19 protein-coding genes and 1 tRNA gene are annotated in these 19,455 nt (G+C 41.6%); 10 read left to right on the top strand and 10 right to left on the bottom strand.

All coding sequences use genetic code 11. The features are described 5' to 3' along the window. Positions 1 to 75 precede the first annotated feature (75 nt). A complete protein-coding gene (locus tag GKO22_RS10960) occupies positions 76 to 2,691 on the top strand; it encodes a valine--tRNA ligase (RefSeq protein ID WP_166335011.1) in 2,616 nt (871 codons plus the stop codon). A gap of 139 nt (positions 2,692 to 2,830) precedes the next feature. Here the strand turns inward: GKO22_RS10960 and GKO22_RS10965 are convergent, their stop codons facing one another. From GKO22_RS10965 to sppA, 3 genes are read right to left on the bottom strand one after another with little or no spacing between them, the layout of a single operon-like run. Next, positions 2,831 to 2,989 (bottom strand): hypothetical protein, encoded by a 159-nt coding sequence (locus GKO22_RS10965; protein WP_206367882.1) that lies wholly within the window; start codon positions 2,987 to 2,989, stop codon positions 2,831 to 2,833. Between the two features lie 24 nt (positions 2,990 to 3,013). Further along, positions 3,014 to 3,487, bottom strand: coding sequence for a 23S rRNA (pseudouridine(1915)-N(3))-methyltransferase RlmH (rlmH, locus tag GKO22_RS10970; RefSeq protein WP_166335015.1), 474 nt, complete (start codon positions 3,485 to 3,487; stop codon positions 3,014 to 3,016). 9 nt (positions 3,488 to 3,496) lie between these two features. Continuing rightward, positions 3,497 to 5,266 carry a signal peptide peptidase SppA gene (sppA, locus tag GKO22_RS10975; protein ID WP_166335017.1) on the bottom strand — a complete coding sequence of 590 codons (1,770 nt, stop codon included), beginning with the start codon at positions 5,264 to 5,266 and terminating at the stop codon, positions 3,497 to 3,499. A gap of 135 nt (positions 5,267 to 5,401) precedes the next feature. Between sppA and folK the strand changes: the two genes are divergently transcribed. Together folK and GKO22_RS10985 are read left to right on the top strand one after the other, a co-directional pair. Further along, on the top strand, positions 5,402 to 5,893 hold the full coding sequence (gene folK / locus GKO22_RS10980) for a 2-amino-4-hydroxy-6-hydroxymethyldihydropteridine diphosphokinase (RefSeq protein ID WP_166335018.1): 492 nt from the start codon (positions 5,402 to 5,404) through the stop codon (positions 5,891 to 5,893). After that, positions 5,886 to 6,242, top strand: coding sequence for an Hpt domain-containing protein (locus tag GKO22_RS10985; RefSeq protein WP_166335020.1), 357 nt, complete (start codon positions 5,886 to 5,888; stop codon positions 6,240 to 6,242). Before folK ends, GKO22_RS10985 begins: the two co-directional genes overlap by 8 nt. Here the strand turns inward: GKO22_RS10985 and GKO22_RS10990 are convergent. Beyond that, positions 6,239 to 6,928, bottom strand: a complete 690-nt coding sequence (locus tag GKO22_RS10990) for a CDP-alcohol phosphatidyltransferase family protein (protein WP_166335022.1) — start codon at positions 6,926 to 6,928, stop codon at positions 6,239 to 6,241. The genes GKO22_RS10985 and GKO22_RS10990 overlap by 4 nt on opposite strands. A 73-nt stretch (positions 6,929 to 7,001) precedes the next feature. Next, on the bottom strand, positions 7,002 to 8,495 hold the full coding sequence (gene rho, locus GKO22_RS10995) for a transcription termination factor Rho (RefSeq protein ID WP_166335024.1): 1,494 nt from the start codon (positions 8,493 to 8,495) through the stop codon (positions 7,002 to 7,004). A gap of 327 nt (positions 8,496 to 8,822) precedes the next feature. Between rho and GKO22_RS11000 the strand changes: the two genes are divergently transcribed. Both GKO22_RS11000 and GKO22_RS11005 read left to right on the top strand, forming a co-directional pair. Beyond that, a complete protein-coding gene (locus GKO22_RS11000) occupies positions 8,823 to 10,550 on the top strand; it encodes a sugar MFS transporter (protein WP_166335026.1) in 1,728 nt (575 codons plus the stop codon). A gap of 265 nt (positions 10,551 to 10,815) precedes the next feature. Continuing rightward, on the top strand, positions 10,816 to 11,664 hold the full coding sequence (locus GKO22_RS11005; RefSeq protein WP_166335028.1) for an N-acetylglucosamine kinase: 849 nt from the start codon (positions 10,816 to 10,818) through the stop codon (positions 11,662 to 11,664). A gap of 100 nt (positions 11,665 to 11,764) precedes the next feature. On the opposite strand, the gene GKO22_RS11010 is transcribed toward GKO22_RS11005, so the two are convergent. Together GKO22_RS11010 and GKO22_RS11015 are read right to left on the bottom strand one after the other, a co-directional pair. After that, positions 11,765 to 12,448, bottom strand: a complete 684-nt coding sequence (locus tag GKO22_RS11010; protein WP_166335029.1) for a metal-dependent hydrolase — start codon at positions 12,446 to 12,448, stop codon at positions 11,765 to 11,767. Between the two features lie 67 nt (positions 12,449 to 12,515). Next, a complete protein-coding gene (locus tag GKO22_RS11015; protein ID WP_116775003.1) occupies positions 12,516 to 12,833 on the bottom strand; it encodes a YbaB/EbfC family nucleoid-associated protein in 318 nt (105 codons plus the stop codon). A gap of 119 nt (positions 12,834 to 12,952) precedes the next feature. On the opposite strand from GKO22_RS11015, the gene GKO22_RS11020 reads away from it, so the two are divergent. After that, on the top strand, positions 12,953 to 13,456 hold the full coding sequence (locus tag GKO22_RS11020) for an ABC transporter substrate-binding protein (RefSeq protein WP_166335031.1): 504 nt from the start codon (positions 12,953 to 12,955) through the stop codon (positions 13,454 to 13,456). Between the two features lie 26 nt (positions 13,457 to 13,482). On the opposite strand, the gene GKO22_RS11025 is transcribed toward GKO22_RS11020, so the two are convergent. Beyond that, on the bottom strand, positions 13,483 to 14,517 hold the full coding sequence (locus tag GKO22_RS11025; RefSeq protein WP_166335033.1) for a hypothetical protein: 1,035 nt from the start codon (positions 14,515 to 14,517) through the stop codon (positions 13,483 to 13,485). Positions 14,518 to 14,731: 214 nt separating this feature from the next. On the opposite strand from GKO22_RS11025, the gene GKO22_RS11030 reads away from it, so the two are divergent. The 4 genes from GKO22_RS11030 (at position 14,732) to GKO22_RS11045 (ending at position 17,615) form a co-directional block, all read left to right on the top strand. Further along, positions 14,732 to 15,319 (top strand): thymidine kinase, encoded by a 588-nt coding sequence (locus GKO22_RS11030; protein WP_116775002.1) that lies wholly within the window; start codon positions 14,732 to 14,734, stop codon positions 15,317 to 15,319. A 128-nt stretch (positions 15,320 to 15,447) separates the two neighbouring features. After that, positions 15,448 to 15,529 (top strand) — tRNA-Leu (locus GKO22_RS11035). 80 nt (positions 15,530 to 15,609) lie between these two features. Continuing rightward, positions 15,610 to 16,941 (top strand): trigger factor, encoded by a 1,332-nt coding sequence (locus GKO22_RS11040; protein ID WP_166335035.1) that lies wholly within the window; start codon positions 15,610 to 15,612, stop codon positions 16,939 to 16,941. Between the two features lie 95 nt (positions 16,942 to 17,036). Next, entirely contained in the window at positions 17,037 to 17,615 is a 579-nt protein-coding gene (locus tag GKO22_RS11045; RefSeq protein WP_206367883.1) for a GNAT family N-acetyltransferase, read from the top strand. On the opposite strand, the gene GKO22_RS11050 is transcribed toward GKO22_RS11045, so the two are convergent. Both GKO22_RS11050 and GKO22_RS11055 read right to left on the bottom strand, forming a co-directional pair. Further along, a complete protein-coding gene (locus GKO22_RS11050; RefSeq protein ID WP_166335037.1) occupies positions 17,612 to 18,724 on the bottom strand; it encodes a lactonase family protein in 1,113 nt (370 codons plus the stop codon). The genes GKO22_RS11045 and GKO22_RS11050 overlap by 4 nt on opposite strands. A gap of 41 nt (positions 18,725 to 18,765) precedes the next feature. After that, positions 18,766 to 19,281, bottom strand: a complete 516-nt coding sequence (locus tag GKO22_RS11055; RefSeq protein ID WP_166335039.1) for a hypothetical protein — start codon at positions 19,279 to 19,281, stop codon at positions 18,766 to 18,768. Positions 19,282 to 19,455 lie beyond the last annotated feature (174 nt).

The raw sequence follows: 19,455 nt of genomic DNA on the forward strand, positions 1-19,455 counted from the left end.
ATTGGTGCATTGTGCGTCGCAAAAATCAAGATTAATCCGTATTTTTGTTGCTTTATTTTTTATGCATAATCAAAGATGAGTATAGCGAAAACATACAGTCCTAAAGAAGCCGAAAACAAATGGTATTCCTATTGGAAGGAGAATGGATTTTTCCGTTCTGTGCCCGATGGTAGAGAGCCGTACACGATTGTGATGCCACCACCGAATGTGACTGGCGTGCTTCATATGGGACATATGTTGAACGCAACCATCCAAGATGTATTGATTCGTAAAGCGCGTATGCAAGGCAAGAATGCTTGTTGGGTACCGGGAACGGATCATGCTTCTATCGCGACGGAAGCAAAAGTTGTCGCGATGTTGAAAGAGAAAGGCATCAATAAAAAAGACATTTCTCGCGAAGAATTTTTGAACTACGCATGGGAATGGAAAGAGAAATATGGCGGCATCATCCTAAAGCAATTGGAGAAATTGGGCGCATCCTGCGATTGGGAACGCACCAAGTTTACGATGGATCCTGACTTATCAGATGCCGTGTTGGATACGTTTATCAAATGGCACGAAGAAGGTTATATCTACCGTGGCGTGCGCATGGTCAACTGGGATCCGCAAGGAAAAACAGCGCTTTCGGATGAAGAAGTAATCCGCAAAGAAGTCAACCAAAAACTGTATTATATCCGCTATCAGATCAAAGATAGTTCGGAACATATCGTCATTGCGACGACGCGCCCAGAAACCATCATGGCGGATTCGGCGATCTGTATCAATCCGAACGATGAGCGGTATGCACATTTGAAAGGAAAATCAGTACTCGTACCCATCATCAACCGCGAAATACCCGTCATCTTGGACGAATATGTGGAGATGGACTTTGGAACGGGCTGTCTGAAAGTGACGCCAGCACATGATCTCAACGATTATGAATTGGGACAAAAACACAACCTACCGGTGATCGACATCTTGAATGATGATGGTACGCTGAATGAAAAAGCAGAGATTTTCGTTGGTGAGGATCGTTTTATCGCGCGTAAAAAAGTGGCTAAGCAACTCGACGAGATTGGCCAATTAGAGAAAGTAGAAGATTACGTTTCGCAAGTAGGTTTTTCAGAACGTACCGACGCGGCGATCGAGCCTAAATTATCGATGCAATGGTGGTTGAAGATGGAAAAGCTATCTAAACCCGCTTTGGATTATGTACAAGATGGTACGATCAACCTGATTCCAGACAAGTTCTTTGCATCCTACAAGCACTGGATGGAGAACGTGAAAGATTGGTGTATCTCGCGCCAGCTTTGGTGGGGACAGCGTATTCCAGCTTGGTACAACGACCGCAACGAATGGGTAATTTCTAAAACCGAGGAAGGCGCCAAAGAAGCATTTGCGAAAGAAGGAAAATCAGCGGAAGGATTGCGCCAAGAAGATGATGTGTTAGACACGTGGTTTTCATCGGCGTTGTGGCCGATGTCGGTATTTGATGGTGTTCGCAATCCCGAAAACCCAGAGTTCCAGTACTATTATCCTACGAATGATTTGGTGACGGCACCGGAAATTTTATTCTTCTGGGTAGCCCGCATGATTATCGCAGGCCATGATTACACACAAAAACCTCCTTTCCGCAATGTTTATCTGACGGGAATTGTGCGCGATAAGCAAGGACGCAAAATGTCTAAATCCTTGGGCAATTCGCCAGATCCAATCGAGTTGATGGAACAATATGGTACAGACGGCGTGCGCGTCGGTATGTTATTATCTTCGCCTGCCGGCAATGACTTAATGTTTGATGTATCGTACTGTGAGCAAGGAAGGAATTTTGCGAATAAAGTATGGAATGCCTTTCGCTTGGTAAAAGGTTGGGAAACCACGGACACCCCGGCGACGGATGCGCAAAAACTAGCTGCAAACTGGTTTGAAAATCGCTTCAATCAGGCTTTGGTAGAAATCGAAGATCACTTCGCGCACTATCGCCTTTCTGATGCATTGATGGCGACCTATAAATTGATCTGGGATGATTTCTGTGCTTGGTACTTAGAATTGGTAAAACCAGCGTATCAAGCACCAATCGAACGCGAAACATTAGATACGGTAAAAAGATTATTTGAACGTGTCTTGAAGTTAGCGCATCCATTTATGCCATTCTTGAGTGAAGAACTATGGCACGATGAGCTTTTTGGCGAGCGCGCCGCTGAGGATTGCATAATCGTAGCTTCGTATCCAGAAGTGGGTGCAATCGATGAAACACTTATCAAGGAATTTGCTACGGTGCAGCAGATTATTTCGGAAGTGCGTAATATTCGTAATTCGAAAGGAATATCGCCTAAAATCGGTTTGCCTTTGGCGATCAATGCTACGCATATCAACTTCGAGCGCTACAGCGATAGTATTGTGAAGCTAGCAAACATCGAGGAGCTGACCTTCGTAAAAGAGAAAATCAGCGGTGCAGTGAGCTTTTTGGCAGGTAAAGATGAGTGCTATGTCGCGTTAGAAAATAATATCGACGTGGATGCCGAACGCGAGCGCATTACCAAAGAGATCACGTATTTGCAAGGCTTCCTGATTTCGGTAGATAAGAAATTAGGCAACGAACGCTTCATGCAAAATGCCAAACCAGAAGTGGTAGAGAACGAGCAAAACAAGAAATCGGATGCGATTGCCAAATTGCAAATTTTAGAAGATAGTTTGGCTAGTTTGGGGTAAGGAGAGTTTATACTTTAGATTGCCACACCTTAACACCTCCAGTTCGCAAGGACGCGAACAAACAAAAAGCCTCGCTGATAAAATCAGCGAGGCTTTTCTATGACATGTACCAAAGTGGGTTCACGACAATCCTAGTCTACTACGATGTCAAGTAAGCCAAAAGCGCCACCAGTGCACCTCCAATGATGATGATCCATTTATTCACACCACCTCCATGTGCCCCTTCTTGGCTTCGATACTTATAGTCTCTTTTATATTTATCTAAATCCATATTTACCTCCTTTATTATATGATGCAATACATAGTTTAATTCCACAAAAAATTATTCATGATGGTATGGCTCGCCGCGCATAATCGAAAAAGCGCGGTACAACTGCTCTACAAAAAACAATCGGATCATCTGGTGCGAAAAAGTCATCTTTGATAGCGACAACAATCCATTGGCGCGCTGATACACCCGATCACTAAATCCGTATGGCCCACCAATCACGACGACCATATGCTGTACATTACTAACCATGCTTTTGTCCAGAAGTTTTGAAAAATCTACTGAACGGTATTGCTGCCCCTTTTCGTCGAGCAGCATCAACGTGTCCGAATTATCCACCTGCTTCAAGATCAAATCCGCCTCTTTCTCCTTCTGCTGATCCTGACTTAGGTTTTTACTATTTTTAATATCAGGAATCACGGTGATACTAAACTTAACGTAATGAATCAACCGCTTGGTATATTTTGCGATACCTTCCTCAATATATTTCTCATCCGTTTTCCCTACGCATAACAGCGTCACCCTCATATCTCTGACTTAAAAGATTTCTATTTCGTACGGTATGCGCGCTTGTATACCCGTGTTTTGCATCACGCGCTTCAAGTCTTTTACATAACGCACGTGCTCTCCTAATTCATCCTCCAAAAACCACATTTTTACCTTTTCTTTCGAACTGCTGAATATGGATTCAAATGGATCTTTAGTACGTGGATATTCGGAGATCTTGTACGAATCTAGTTTAGCCATTTTTGCCGCACTTTTCACCGCATCATCCAATGTTCCTAATCGATCTACTAAGCCTAGTTCGATCGCCTGACTTCCCGTCCACACGCGTCCTTGCCCGATGCTATCTACTTGCGCGATGGTCAATCCGCGACCATCTGCGACACGCTGCATAAATTGTTGGTAAATGCGATTTACACCACCTTGCACAATAGTTCTTTCTTCTGCTGTCAACGGGCGATCTACACTTACATCTGCATAAGGACCAGTTTTGACGACGTCGAAATGAAGTCCTAATTTATTATTAAATAAGTTTTGGAGATTCGGGATCAATCCAAAAACCCCAATAGAACCCGTCAGCGTACCTGCATCTGCAAAAATAGAATCTGCCGCAGCAGAGATGTAATAACCCCCAGAGGCGGCATAATCTCCCATCGAGACGATAACAGGTTTGGCTTTCTTGGCCAAGCTCACCTCGCGCCAGATCAGATCCGATGCTAAGGCAGATCCCCCTGGCGAATTAACGCGTAAAACGATCGCTTTGACTTTATCATCTTCGCGTAGCTTCCGCAATTCACGGGAAAGCGACTCACCACCGATTTGTTCATCGCCAGAGGTATTGCCATCAACGATATCGCCAAAAGCATACAATACCGCAATACGACCGGCACCAGAAGTCCCGCTTACATCAGATGATTTGCGATAATCCAATAAAGAAATGGATGACAGATCTTTCTTCTGATCTATTCCTACTTTTTCCTTCAGCTTTGCCAATAGTTCATCCTTATAAATCAAGCTATCTACAAATTTCTGTTTTACGGCATCTTCAGGAAATTGGATCAGGTATTCATTCGCTACTCGGCGCACCGATGCTTCATCCAACGAACGCGCCGTTGCAATATCGCTGACAAAGCCATCATATAAGCTGTTGAGGTACGCCTCCACTTGCATGCGATTGGCAGCACTCATTTCATTGAGGATAAATGGTTCTACCGCACTTTTATACGTTCCCACTTTCACCACTTGCATCTCCACGCCTAATTTGTCCAATGCATCTTTCATAAACATCACCGAACTCGATAAACCGCGGAAATCCACCGAACCAACTGGGCTAATATACACTTCGTTGGCCACAGAAGATAGGTAATACGCTTTTTGAGTCATCACATCACTGTATGAGACGATAAATTTGCCCGACTCCTTGAAATCTATTAACGCGTTGCGAATAGCGCGTACCGTTGCGAACCCTGCATTTACGGTGCTAACATTGAGATATATACCTTTGATATTACTATCGGTTTTGGCCGTTTTGATTCGCGCAATAATATCATTCAAGCCCAGGGAGCGAGAATCTGGTGCACCCGGAATGTTTATATCTTCAAAAGGTGAAGGAACGGTTTTTTCAGTAATCAGATGATCTAGTGTAATGTGTAATACGGAATTGGCTGATACGGTAGGCTCTGCACTAGAACCCAACGAAGATACCATCGCGGTTATAAGGCCGACAACTACTAAAACCACTAAAATAGATGAAATAAAAACGCCAACTACGGTGGCGAGTACATATTTAAAAAATTGCTTCATATGTATTGCGTGAATGTCTTGTAAATCTAAAAGAAAACCGTAAATAATAAAAGTAAATTTGTGCTTCAAGCATCCTTATAAGAAAATATCACCTACAATTCCAGTTATCTAACTTACTTTTAGTACCTTGTATAGGTGAAATTAAATAGCGCATATTTATTGTTGGGGGCAAATCTGGGCAATCCCGCTCAGCAATTACACAGCGCCCTATCAGAGATAGAAATACAAATTGGCAAGATTCAAGAACGATCAAGCTTATATGAGTCCGCAGCTTGGGGATTGGTGGATCAACCTGCTTTCCTCAATCAGGTTTTAAGAGTAGATACAACGCTATCTGCCGTAGAATTACTGCGATCCTGCCAGCAAATTGAAAATAAACTTGGCCGTGTTCGTGAAATAAAATGGGGAGCGCGGATCATCGATATAGACATACTGTACTTTAATCGTGATGTGATCGATGAAGTCGATCTAAAGATTCCTCACCCCTACATCAGCGAACGCAATTTCACCTTAATTCCTCTCGTAGAGATAGCCCCAAATTACATTCATCCGATCTTGAAGCAATCCAATAGCGAGCTGCTTGAAACCTGCTCTGACCAATTATCTGTTTTCCAACCATATGAGTAAGTACCTTTACATAGAACCAGATCTAATTAAAAACAACATGTTTGGCGATGATCAAATGATCAAGACATTTATAGGTATGTATCTAACACATTGTCAAACGGATTTTGACAATCTTAGCCAAGCGGTAGAACAACAGGATCTCGCTGAAATTAGTTCAAAAGCGCACCACATGAAACCGACAATGGCGTATATTGGCGCCAAAGAACTGCATGTACAATTTCAAGTATTAGAAAGCGCTGCGCGGCGTGGAACAGATTTAGTCCTGATTCTCCCGCTATTTCATGATCTAAAGACGCAATTCAATCACGTGATGTTGGAACTTGATCATTTCTACAGCAGCTTATCCTAACGTGCTGTTTTTTGCTCTTCGTTCGAAAAATGAAGACTGGAAAATAAAATATAAGCTAATAGTATAAGCGGTAAGGCTAGGTATTGGAATAGCACAATAAGCAATACGCTGGACAATAGAAATAAGTATTTGTATCGATTGCTTGCCCAAGATAAGTTGCTCAATTTCATGGAAAATAGTTTGATCTCAGACACTAATAGATAGGAACTGAGCAAAATAATAGCGACCAAAAAATAGCTATTACCAAAGATAGCTGGAAAACGTTGGGCAATAAATGGCAAAGAGATAATCACAAAACTATTCATCGGCGTATTAACACCGATAAAATCAGTGGATTGCCGAGTGTCCACATTGAACTTAGCCAATCTTAGCGCTGAAAATGCGGTTACGATATATCCTGCATAAGGTAAATAGGCTGAAGATGTCGTTTCCTGCAACATCATAAAGAGAATCGTACCAGGCAAGAAACCAAAACTGATCACATCGGCCAAAGAATCCAACTCTTTGCCAATATCGGAGCGAACATGCAACAGTCTGGCAGCAGTACCATCCAAAAAATCGAATATTCCACAGGCAATCAAGCAATATAATACCCAATCAAATCGCCCTTGAAAGGCAAAGGATATGCCGACACATCCGCTTAGCAAGTTGAATAGGGTAATGGTATTGGGAATATGTCGTTTCATGCGTGGTGGTGAAAAATAAAAAAGCCACCTTCTGTAATAGAAGGTGGCTTAAAATTATAAATTTCTAATGGGATTAACTATTCATGCTAATCAAAAACTCTTCATTGGATTTGGTGCCACGCATTTGGCTCAGCAAAAATTCCATCGATTCTTGCGGGTTCATGTCTGCTAAGTGGTTGCGTAATACCCAAAGTCTTTGCAATTGCTCGCGATCTACTAATAGATCATCACGACGTGTGCTAGAAGCAGTCAAATCGATAGCTGGGAAGATACGTTTGTTAGAAAGCTTACGATCAAGCTGCAACTCCATATTTCCTGTACCTTTAAACTCTTCAAAGATTACTTCATCCATTTTCGATCCTGTATCAGTCAACGCTGTAGCAAGAATGGTCAATGAACCGCCATCTTCGATATTACGTGCCGCACCGAAGAATCTTTTTGGCTTGTGCAACGCGTTAGCATCCACACCACCAGATAAGATCTTACCAGATGCTGGAGCAACGGTATTGTAGGCACGCGCTAAGCGAGTGATAGAATCTAATAAAATCACAACATCATGACCACACTCTACCATGCGTTTTGCTTTCTCTAATACGATGTTAGCAATCTTCACGTGGCGATCAGCAGGTTCGTCGAAGGTAGAAGAAATCACTTCTGCACGAACACTTCTTGCCATATCGGTCACCTCTTCTGGGCGCTCATCAATCAATAAGATGATCAAATAAACTTCTGGGTGGTTTTTTGCAATCGCATTGGCTACTTCTTTCAACAAGTTGGTTTTACCTGTTTTTGGTTGTGCTACGATCAATCCACGCTGCCCCTTACCGATTGGCGTAAAAAGATCCATGATCCGCGTGGAGTAGTTGCCTACACCTAGATCAAGGTTCAATTTTTCATCCGGAAACAAAGGTGTCAAATAGTCGAAAGGAACGCGGTCGCGAATCTCTGCTGGATTTTGTCCGTTGATAGATTCTACACGTACTAATGGGAAATATTTCTCACCTTCTTTAGGTGGACGAATAGATCCGCGAATATTGTCACCCGTTTTCAAACCAAAAAGTTTGATTTGAGATTGGGATACGTAAATATCGTCTGGCGAGGTTAAATAATTATAATCAGAAGAACGTAGGAAACCATAACCATCTGGCATAATTTCCAATACACCTTCGTTTACAATAACGTTATCAAAATCTGTGGGTGTTGCAGCAGCTTTAGCAGCAGGCTGTTCTGCTACAGCAGCAGGCGCTTCTGAAGATCTTTCTGCTGCGGCTGGTCTTTCTCTTTCAGCGACCAAGGTATCATCCGCGGAGCGGCGACCCACAGATACCGGTTCTACTCCACCAGCAGTACGTGTGCGTTTGCGCTGACGTGGCGCAGCATCGGTATCTACAGCGTCTTCCAATTCCTCCGCTTGCTCTGGAGCAGCCTCTTTAGAATCTGCAGCAATACCGGAAATACGATCAATCAACTCTTGTTTTCTTAGTTTTTCTGTATCAGGGATCCCCAATACTTTAGCTATCTCGCGCAATTCAGACACGAGTTTAGTATTCAATTCTTTGATCTCCATTAATTTATATGTACAAAATACAGGATTATATTATCGAATTTTATCCCCTTCTTCGTCAATAACACTTTTTAAACTCTTTCTTTTTGCTAGAACGTTGGAAAGGACGAAACTGTTTGAGGCTTCTTTTTCCAGTAAGGATAAATTTAGAACTGCTACAAAGAAAAACATTCGAAACGTTATTTCAAAATTAAAAAAGCGTTTTTTCTTTCTGACGCAATTTATTCGCTGGTAAAAGTGGTTTTACGACTTTGCTAAATCGAATGTTCTGAATAATATCTGGCATTAACTCAAATTAATGCGTATGTTTATCACCGTCAAAAAAATATTATGAACAACAAACCTATACAAACGAACTACCCTGCGCTGTATACTTTGATAACAGTGTTTTTTTTCTGGGGATTCATTGCCGCGGGCAATAGTATTTTCATCCCCTTTTGTAAGAATTATTTCAGTTTAGATCAGTTTCAGTCACAACTTATTGACTTTGCTTATTACTCCGCTTATTACACAGGCGCTCTGTTACTTTTTATCTTTGGTACGCTAACCGGAAAAGATCTGGTCGGAAAATGGGGATACAAGCGCAGTATTGTTTACGGCCTATTATTTTCTGCAGTGGGAGCTGCGGCGATGATTGGTGCGGTAGAAATTAATGTGTACACCGCCATGCTGATTGGTCTGTTTATCGTGGCATTAGGATTCTCCTTACAACAAACGGCTGCCAATTCTTTTGCCGTGATCTTAGGCGATCCGAAAACGGGCGCATCACGTGTCAATCTTGGTGGTGGTGTCAACTCTTTAGGAACGACGATCGGTCCATTGGTAATTGGATTTGCACTATTCGGCACTTTCGAAACGGTATCTGATGCGGATATTGCTAATTTGCCTTTGAGCAAAGTGGTGATTCTCTATAGCGGTGTCGGACTACTATTCTTATTGGCTGCTGCTTTATTTTACTTTTCGAAGAGAGTTCCAGCCGGGTTCAATTTGGAACCTATGGAGCCTGCGAACAAAGCCAGAACGACACTTATCGTCATGACGGTTTTATTGTTTTGTGCTTTTGCTCCTGTATTTATGAGCTATAAAAGTGAAGCCGCACTGCAAATTGAGGCGTTGCAAGCGCAATTAAAAGTGGCTATTGATGCAGCAACACAGACTTCGCTCGCTGCGCAGATTGAAGCTTTGAGACATCCATTGGAGCTGAAGCGTATGGCTTGGCTATCTGCTGCTTTAGTGGTCATGGTTGGCGGATTAGTATTTGCCTATAACCGTGCAAAGAAGAAACCAGAGGGATGGGGCGCCATGCAATATCCACAATTGGTTTTAGGTATGTTGGCGTTGTTTCTATACGTAGGTATTGAGGTAGCTATCGGAAGTAATTTAGGTGAATTATTGACGTTGGATGAATTTGGCAATTTGCAATCTTCCGAAATCACGCCTTATATTTCCATGTATTGGGGTAGTATGATGATCGGACGTTGGGCAGGTGCTCTAAGTGCTTTTAATTTAATGACAAATACCAAAAAAATCTTGATCGTCATCGTACCGCTTATCGCTTTTATGTTGATCATTGGAGTGAATAGTCTAGCAGGTTTTGATATGTCGGTATTGTACTACTATGTGATTTGTGTATTTATTCAGATTGCGGCATTCTTCTTTAGTAAAGACCGTCCTATCCGTACGCTCGTTATTTTTGGCTCATTCGGATTGATCGCCATGGTCGTAGGTTTATTGACTGCTGGTACCGTTGCTATTTACGCTTTCTTGGCAGGCGGATTAGCTTGTTCGATCATGTGGGGCTCGATCTTTAGTCTTTCTATTGTAGGGTTGGGCAAATACACAGAACAAGGTTCTGCTTTCTTAGTGATGATGATCTTAGGTGGTGGTATCTTGCCTCCTATTCAAGGAAAATTGGCCGATATTATCGGCATTCACAACTCCTATATCGTTCCGGTTTTCGGATTCCTATACATCATAATTTTTGCTATCATGGTCAAAGGTTTCTTGAAAAAACAGGGAATAGATATGGAAAAAATAGAAGTCGAAGCTAGCCATTAAGCTATCAGCAAATTGTAACTTATACACTAAGTTATCAATTCGATATTTTATATAAAAAAGCGCCTTCAATAATTATTGGAGGCGCTTTTTTGCTTACTAACCTATTGCATCTAATGATGTTGTCGCATTTATTTACTACAACTGCTATTGTTTTAAAGATTAATAATGTATTTTGCAAAACATTCGCCGAGCGAAAATCTATCGCGGTGAATTTATTAAGAATTAGGTTACTAACACAAATATAAAAAATCAAAACATCTATATAATGATTGTTATTGCTGATGGTGGTTCTACCAAGACAAACTGGTGTTTGTTGGACGATTCAAAAAAGAAAATTTACTTTAACACGGAGGGATACAACCCCTACTTTGTAGACAGTGCTTACATTGTGTCTTCTCTAAAAAAAGGATTGCCCAACGATATTCCATTCCAAGAGATCAAAGAGGTATATTATTATGGCGCGGGCGTGCACAATGAAGAGAAAGCGACTATTGTAAAAGATGCGATCCAAGTGGTATTTCCGCAATCCCAAGTGGAGGTAGGACATGATTTATTAGCAGCTGCACGGGCATTGTTAGGATCTGAAGCAGGCTTTGCCGCGATCTTGGGTACAGGTACCAATAGCTGTATTTATGATGGTTCAAAAATCACACACAATATCGATTCGGCGGCATATATCTTGGGCGATGAAGGTAGCGGAAGCTATATAGGTAAGAAATTATTGACAGATTTCATCCGTGGCCTGATGCCAAAGGACGTAGCGGAGGTTTTCTATAATACGTACAAGTTGACTCCTGACGAGATCATGGACAACGTATACACGAAGCCATTAGCCAATCGCTTCTGTGCGAGCTTCAGTAAGTTCGTGTATGACAATAATGTTAATATCCAATACACGAGATCTATCGTTGATGACGCTTTTGAAGCTTTCTTTTCGAATCTTGTGAGCAAATATCCAGACTATCAATCGTATTCATTTAATTGTATCGGATCGGTAGGTTACAATTTTAGAAATGTGCTTACGGACAAAGCGAAACAATATGGCATGAACGTTGGAAAAATCCTACGCTCTCCTATTGATGATTTAGTAGACTATCATATCAACCAAGGATAAAGAGTTGAGATAGTTAATATGTCTAAGACTGATACTACAAAAAACGGGAAGCATCCATGGATGTTTCCCGTTTTTTCGATATGGTTATGGTGCAGTTAGCTTACAACAGTATTTCTCCACCAATCAAAGGCAAGTAAAGTTTCTTTCCTGCCGCACTGAATGTGGCTGCTGCTTGCTCTGGATCAATAGATATTGGTGGAAAAGTATTGTAGTGTATGCCAATCACATTTTTGCACTGCACAAAATCGGCTGCGCGCAATGCATCGTCTACATCCATCGTGTAATGACCACCAATAGGCAAAAACGCCCAATCCAGTGCTAAATCTGCCAACAGTTTCATCTCCATTGTTAAAGCAGTATCGCCAGCAAAATATATTTTCTTTTCGCCTACGAAAAAAACAAATCCTGCTGCTACACCAGCATATGGACCATCCGGCGTGCTATTTGTATGCAACGCATACACCATCTTTACTTTTCCGAATGGCAAATCCAGCGTTCCGCCAAAATTGAAATCGATCACTTTATCTTCGGGCACGCCCTGCGACTTCACCCAAGCAGCTGTCTCTACAATAGCGGCTACGGTGGCATTGCTCTGCTTTTGAATATGCGCCATATCGGCCACATGATCCCCATGCGCATGACTTAAAAAAATATAATCTGGCTTGATGCGATCAATATCAATGCCTTCGGCCAGTGGATTCTGCGATATAAATGGATCTAATAGCACTTTGGTGCCATCAAAATCAAATTCTACACAGGATTGCCCGTAATAGGTTACTTTCATCCAATAAAATTTTGTGGTTTCAATATGATTGATCTTTGGTATATATGGTAATCTGTAATTAGACGAATTATCCCTTTCCGAATAAATCTCCCAGACCACCCAAATTGCCCAACACATCCTGTGTGGCCGCCTGCATCTCTCCTTGGCTGATCTGCTCTGCTTGCACCAAAGCTTTATTGAGCGCTACCACAAGTAATTCTTCCAATTGTTCGCGATCCACATTTTCCATATAGATAGGATCGATGGCTATCTCTTTGATTTCCTTGTTGGCTGTTGCCACCACTTTTATCTTGCCACCTTCTGCTTCTCCATATACCGAGATATTATCTAAGCGTGCTTTGATCTCTTGGGCTTTTTGTTGTGCTTGAAATAATTTGTCAAACATAGCTTTCTGTATTAATTTTTCTACTTCAAAAGTATCAAAAATCGCACCAATGATCACTGATTTTATCGGTTTTTAAATTGGCTTCTGTACCTTTGCCAAAATCCGGAATAGAAGCCACTATGCAGAGAGATAGCGAATACCAGAAATTATTACAGACATTAAAAACGACGGACATAGCAGCGTTCGAACATTTGGAGGAAGAAGTTGACATCGTATACCACAAGCTAAAATTTATTCCTGCCGAATCGCGTCCTCGTGTTACCTTAGTGAGTAATGTTCGGGATCTTTCCCAGGATTTTAATGCACTAACTCAGGAAGCACTAGAAATTGGCGGCGGCACGTGGCAGTCTAGCGCAGAAATTCGTAACGCCGAAAAAATCATCGTAGTACAACAGGACGAACAGCTCTATGCCGATCTTCCATTGGTGTTGCAAGAAGAGGGGGTAGCACAATCGCCGGCTATCGCCAACAATGAAATTTATATTGTGCAACAGGAAGTGATTGAAAATACTTCTTCAGAGGGTTTTCTGAGACAGGTTGAAGTATTTGCGGAGATCGTACAATCGAAGTACTTCGTCTATGGCCATAATGGCCAAGACTGGGTTCAATTTGACCTCCGCTAATACCGTAAAAACGTTAAGCTCGTGGCTTAAGCAAATTTCTTTTGTAGGATATGGTAGAGCTTTTCTACCGTTTGTGGCTTAGATGCCCAATTATTCTTTAGGGAATAATTGGCTTGCAAAAAGGCATCAGCTTCGGCCATATTATCAAAACGATTCAATAGTTCAATAGCTTCGGTATAGGCCAAACTATACCCATTGAACAGATCTTTGATAAACAACAATTTATCATTTAGACTGACTGCCGTTTTAAGATCCACAATCTGCTCTGTCTTCGTAGCTGGTGTCTTAAACTGATTGGCATTCGTGAGGCCAGCGCGTCTTTGCTGTTGGATCATTTCGTTCAATGTCAGCGGACGGCTGCTAGCTGTCGGAGCTTCTTCACTTTTTTGAGGCTGATTGAGTTCGATCGTCCGGCTTTCTTCCACGACTGAATTGACTACTGAAACCTCTTCCTTTGCAGGTTCTTCAGACGTCTTTTCCTCTGCTACATTTCTCCACGCGCTAACCGATGCCTCAGATTCGGACTGCCGCTCCGTAGATTGTGCTTTTGGCGCTTCTGGCTCTGGTTCTGCCGAAGCACGCTCCTCTTCTTTAGCAGGTTCTTCCTCCTTTTCTTCTTCAACTTCCGGTTCTTCTTCCTCAGGCTGCGGTTCTTCTATCTCTTCATCAACCTGCTCCTCTTCTACTGGCTCTGGCTCGGATTCAGGTTCGGACTGAGTTTCTTGTGCATTTTGTGCTTTTGGTTCTTCTTGGTCGGGTGCGATTTCTGCTACTGTTTGCTGCGAATCTTCCTTTTCATCTACCTTTGCGGTAGCTGGCGTAAAGATAATTTCTCCGGCAGCTTGTGCTTTTGCATTATCGGATGTTACCTCAGGCTGCTTGACGCTTAACTGAGTTAACAATTCAAAATGTGCCGCCAAGTATTTGGCCTTTGCTGCCAACATGCCCAACTGAACGACCGCGAGCTGCCCTTCTTGCTCCTGCACTGTCGCATATTCTTCGTTGATCTCAACGAGTAAATCTCCCACCTTTGCTAGCACATCGTTCTCTGAATACGACATATATGAAATAATTATAGTAAATGATAATATATACCTACTTGGTAACAGGTAGAAATGCCAAAAGTTTAGGCAAAAATTAAAAAACTGACACTGACATGCTTGTCCTTTTAAGCCGATTCCTGTTCGTCAAAAATAACATTTAATTTCGATATTAGCACACGGATTTGCCCGCGCAAATAGCACATATACACAAATAAAACACGCTCAATAGATGATGCTTTTCTCTGAACATAATTTCACGCAACATCGTACTTCTCCGATCGGAAGTATTGAGGTCATTACAGGTTCTATGTTTTCGGGCAAGACCGAGGAATTGATCCGCAGATTGCGCAGAGCACAGTTTGCTAAACTGCCCGTAGAAATCTTCAAGCCGGAGGTGGACGTACGATACGATGAGCAATTCATCGTATCACATAATAGCAACAGCATCCCTTCTACTCCAGTAGCGCATTCGTCAGCTATTTTATTACTCAGTGCCGACACGAAAGTAGTTGGCATCGACGAAGCTCAATTTTTTGATGATGAGTTGCCACATGTATGTGTGCAGCTCGCTAATAAAGGGATTCGCGTAGTAGTCGCAGGCTTGGATATGGATTTCAAAGCGCAACCTTTTGGACCAATACCTGCACTGATGGCCATAGCAGAACATGTCACCAAGGTGCATGCTGTTTGTGTTAGATGTGGAGCACCAGCAGCTTATTCGTACCGACTGAACGATCGTGAAGAGCGCGTAATGCTGGGTGAAAAGGAAAGTTATGAGCCGAGATGCCGCTCATGTTATTTCTCCGGGCAAATAACCTAGAAATTTAAAAAGATCATTACCACGCATTTACAGGGAATATGAACACTTTTATCAAATAAATACACAAAAACACTTGACAAATATCAATCCGCATCCTATCTTTGTGGCACAATAAAAAAATCCTAACTGCGGAAGTGGCGTAATTGGTAGCCGCACCAGACTTAGGATCTGGCGCCGCAAGGCGTGGGGGTTCGAGTCCCTTCTTCCGCACTCAAAATCCTCCCGACCAATAGACATCGGGAGGATTTTTTTATTAATGCGATTTTAAAATTACGCAACAAACAAAGAGTATGAATATTTCACACCAGAAAATAGACGACATCAACGCCAGCATCAAGGTTGACTTGGCACCTGAAGATTATAATCCTCAAGTAGATAAAGCCATAAAAGATCAGGCGAAAAAAGCAAAATTACCTGGATTTCGTCCGGGAATGGTTCCTGTAGGTCACATTAAACGTACTTATGGTAAATCAATTTTGTTCGACGAAGTCAATCGTTTGGTAAGTGATCAAATTTCTAACTATATCTCAGAGCAAAAATTAGAAGTATTGGGTCAGCCGCTTCCAAAAGAAGATGAGTCTACACAATACAACTGGGATTTCAATGATGCATTCTCTTTTGAGTACGAAATTGGTCTAGCACCAGCTTTTGATGTACCTTTTTCTGCTGATACCGAGTTTGTAGCGTATGACATCGAAGCAGATAAAGCTACGTTGGAAGAGCGCGTTAAAAACCTACGTAGAAGCTACGGCAAAATGATCAATCCAGAAGTTTCTGAAGAAGGCGATGTATTGTACGCTACTTTGAAACAAAACAAAGAAGAGGGTATTGAGAAAACAACTTCTGTACGCACAGATTTAGTTGAAAATGCGGCAATCAAAAAATCTTTCATCGGATTGAAGAAAGATGATACTGTAAAATTCGATATCAAAAAAGCATTTAAAGTCGCTGACATCGCTCGTTTACTAGGTATTACAGAAGATGAAGCTACAGCTCTAGATGTAACCGATTTTGAGCTGACTGTAAAAAATATCAACCGATTAGAAGAGGCAGAATTGAACGAAGAATTCTTCAACAAGCTTTTCCCTGCAGGTGAAGTGACGACAGAAGAGCAATTTTTAGCAAAAGTAAAAGAGGAAGTAGAGAACTTATTCAAACAGAACTCTGATCAAAGATTGCGCAACGACATCTATACTTTCGGTATGGACAAAGTGGAAGCTTCTTTCCCTGAGCCTTTCTTGAAACGTTGGTTGAAAGCGACTAATCCAGAAATCTCTGACGAAGAATTGGAAGAAGGATTTGCCGATTTCTTGAAAAACCTGAAATGGACGTTGATCGAGAACCGCATCGTAACAGCCAATAACTTAGAAGTAAAATACGACGAGGTAGTAAGCTTAGCTAAAGAGCGTATCTATTCGCAAATCAAGATGTACAACATCAATGAGGAGCCTACAGACGAGCAATTGAACCAATTTGCTATGCAGTTGCTGCAGGACAGAGAGCAAGCTAACCGTTTGTTTGAAGAATCAAAAGCATTGAAAGTGTTCGATTACTTGAAAGGTGTAATCAAAATAAAGTCGAAAAAAATTGACTACGATAAATTCGAAAAATTAGATAAATAAGCAGATAACTTTTGTCTATCAGTCATAGAGTGCCGACATCTAATCCATGTCGGCATTTTTTTGTTACATCTAGTATAACTCATACGCCTACATACATGCAAGTGCAAATCCGTAAAGCAACACCTCAGGACGCCATTCTATTGGCTCCTATCCTACTCTTAGCGATGGAAGACATCGTTTATTATCTGATTGGACAAAAAGACAAGGCAAAAGCTATTGATTTCTTGATATATTGCATTGCTCAAAAAGATAATCAATACTCTTATCAGCATATCTGGATAGCCGAAATGAATGGCGACATCTTGGGACAAGCATGCTTGTATGATGGTGCTAATCTCCAAACGCTGAGAGCGCCTGTATTGGATTATATTAGAAGAGAGTACCAGCATAGCCCAATCGTCTTTGACGAAACCGTAGCGGGCGAAATATATCTTGATACGATCGCTGTGGCTCCCAACGCTCAAGGAATGGGCATAGGCCAGCTTTTACTTCGCCATATCATTGATTTTTATGTTCATGAACAAAAAGCAACGGTTGGCCTATTAGTAGATCAGGAAAATCCTAAAGCAAAAAGCCTATACTTACGTACAGGCTTCTCCAAAGTATCTGAAAAATCTATTTTTGGTAAACGATTAGATCATTTGCAAATCAAACCGACTGCGCAGGCTTCTTAAAACAAGATACACACCGGTGCAGGAACTTCAATGCGCTTGCCCGTGTCTTCTAAATCTCCGGTAAATGCATCGCGTTTAAAAACGACGATTCGATTGGTATCTTGATTCGCAACCAATACGTATCCGCCATCAGGCGTAATAGCAAAATTTCTTGGGTTGGCGCCCTGTACGCTGTATTTGTTTTGCCATTCCAATAGACCATTTGGCAATACGGTATAATGCACAATCAAGTTCGCATCGCCTCTGTTTGTCGCGTACAAGCTTCCGCCATCAGGTGATATTTTCACATCTGCTCCTCCCTGTTTTCCTTCGAAGCCATCACCATACAACGCGACAATCTGTTTCAATACCCATTCATCATTTTCTTGACGAAAAACGGCGATCTGGCCTGTCAACTCTTGCAAACTATACAAGGTCTGCCCATCGGCACTAAATGTCAAATGCCGAGCACCGCCGCCTTTGATGGTATGAATAACGGTCTGCTCATTTAATGTCAATGCGCCATTTCGCAAATCTGTACCATCGTGACTCAAGCCATACACATGAATTTGATCATTACCCAAATCGGACACATAAGCCAATCCATCGTTAAAAAACGCAGAGTGTATATGTGCTTGTTCTTGTCGCTCTGGATCAGGCCCATTCCCTTCATATTCCAACAGGTCATGCAGAATCAACTTGGTTCGGTTATCCGTCAAACTAAATAGCGCAAGCGATCCGCCGGAATAATTAGAAACCAAAGCAATATTGCCCGCTGCATCGAAAGCTACGTGGCAAGGATGATCTCCCAACGTGGTTGATTTATCGATCAGTTTCACATTAGCTGTTGCAATATCAAAAAGCGATAGCGTAGCTTGCTCACCCTCTCCTTCGTTTACCGCCAAAAGTCGGTTTTCATATTTAGCCAAAAAGGATGGATTGGGCGACTCAATGACCGATATTGGCCTAACTTCGCCCGTAGCAGCATCAAAATTAAAACGATAGATCCCTTTGCTACCCGTACCATTGGTATACGTGCCCACAAACATATCGTAAGATTGAGCATTACTTCTGCCTATACTAAAGGTAATAGATAAAACGAGCATACCTAAAAATGCAAATTTATTCATGCTATTCATTATGGTGATGAATCAATAAATCGGCTCGTAAATTAGAACTGGTAGCGAACCGAAAACCCGAAGGTATCTATAATACGAAAACTGGACGATTGTAAGAAATCAAAATAGGGTTTTACATCCAATGAAACCGCAATAGGTGTAGTAGGAATATTGTATTCGACACCAGCAATACCATCTATGCTCAACGCTAATTCTGAATTGCGTGGATGCATATTGATCGTACCGTCTGGTTGTTGTGATTGAAATGCTTTCTGGGTGTAAGAACCAATACTACCACCATAACCCCAATACCAGCTAAAGTCTTCGTTGATCGGTTGATGATATTGATACAAGCCTACTAATCGAAAGCGACTCGATGTAGAATTACTTTGTACACTCAAAATTCCCTCGATAGCATTCACATCATTCAGTGCATAGCGATAATTAAAACCAGTGGCGCTACCAAAACGTAGACCTGCGGCATGTTGCGAACTAAGTTGCGCATAAGCGCCAGCTGAGAACAACAATGTAAATGTTAGAAGGAGATAAAATTTTGTACTTACTTTCATAGTATACTACTAGTGTATTTATTATGCGATTATACGAATGTTTATGATACGAGAAAGCAAATTTAACGTTATTTCACTTTTAACTGATATTAAAATATATTTTTTTAAGCAAAAAACACTAACTTAGTAAACATACTGATGCCACAAATTGTTATAAACCACAATTTTATTCCC

Source organism: Sphingobacterium chungjuense (genome assembly GCF_011316935.1).
Classification (GTDB): Bacteria; Bacteroidota; Bacteroidia; order Sphingobacteriales; family Sphingobacteriaceae; genus Sphingobacterium; species Sphingobacterium chungjuense.

Coding starts and splice junctions, on each gene's coding strand:
- GKO22_RS10960 (WP_166335011.1), top strand. CDS start 76: ATGAGTATAGCGAAAACATACAGTCCTAAAGAAGCCGAAAACAAATGG.
- rlmH (WP_166335015.1), bottom strand. CDS start 3,487: ATGAGGGTGACGCTGTTATGCGTAGGGAAAACGGATGAGAAATATATT.
- sppA (WP_166335017.1), bottom strand. CDS start 5,266: ATGAAGCAATTTTTTAAATATGTACTCGCCACCGTAGTTGGCGTTTTT.
- GKO22_RS10985 (WP_166335020.1), top strand. CDS start 5,886: ATGAGTAAGTACCTTTACATAGAACCAGATCTAATTAAAAACAACATG.
- GKO22_RS10990 (WP_166335022.1), bottom strand. CDS start 6,928: ATGAAACGACATATTCCCAATACCATTACCCTATTCAACTTGCTAAGC.
- rho (WP_166335024.1), bottom strand. CDS start 8,495: ATGGAGATCAAAGAATTGAATACTAAACTCGTGTCTGAATTGCGCGAG.
- GKO22_RS11000 (WP_166335026.1), top strand. CDS start 8,823: ATGAACAACAAACCTATACAAACGAACTACCCTGCGCTGTATACTTTG.
- GKO22_RS11005 (WP_166335028.1), top strand. CDS start 10,816: ATGATTGTTATTGCTGATGGTGGTTCTACCAAGACAAACTGGTGTTTG.
- GKO22_RS11010 (WP_166335029.1), bottom strand. CDS start 12,448: ATGAAAGTAACCTATTACGGGCAATCCTGTGTAGAATTTGATTTTGAT.
- GKO22_RS11015 (WP_116775003.1), bottom strand. CDS start 12,833: ATGTTTGACAAATTATTTCAAGCACAACAAAAAGCCCAAGAGATCAAA.
- GKO22_RS11020 (WP_166335031.1), top strand. CDS start 12,953: ATGCAGAGAGATAGCGAATACCAGAAATTATTACAGACATTAAAAACG.
- GKO22_RS11025 (WP_166335033.1), bottom strand. CDS start 14,517: ATGTCGTATTCAGAGAACGATGTGCTAGCAAAGGTGGGAGATTTACTC.
- GKO22_RS11030 (WP_116775002.1), top strand. CDS start 14,732: ATGCTTTTCTCTGAACATAATTTCACGCAACATCGTACTTCTCCGATC.
- GKO22_RS11040 (WP_166335035.1), top strand. CDS start 15,610: ATGAATATTTCACACCAGAAAATAGACGACATCAACGCCAGCATCAAG.
- GKO22_RS11045 (WP_206367883.1), top strand. CDS start 17,037: ATGCAAGTGCAAATCCGTAAAGCAACACCTCAGGACGCCATTCTATTG.
- GKO22_RS11050 (WP_166335037.1), bottom strand. CDS start 18,724: ATGAATAAATTTGCATTTTTAGGTATGCTCGTTTTATCTATTACCTTT.
- GKO22_RS11055 (WP_166335039.1), bottom strand. CDS start 19,281: ATGAAAGTAAGTACAAAATTTTATCTCCTTCTAACATTTACATTGTTG.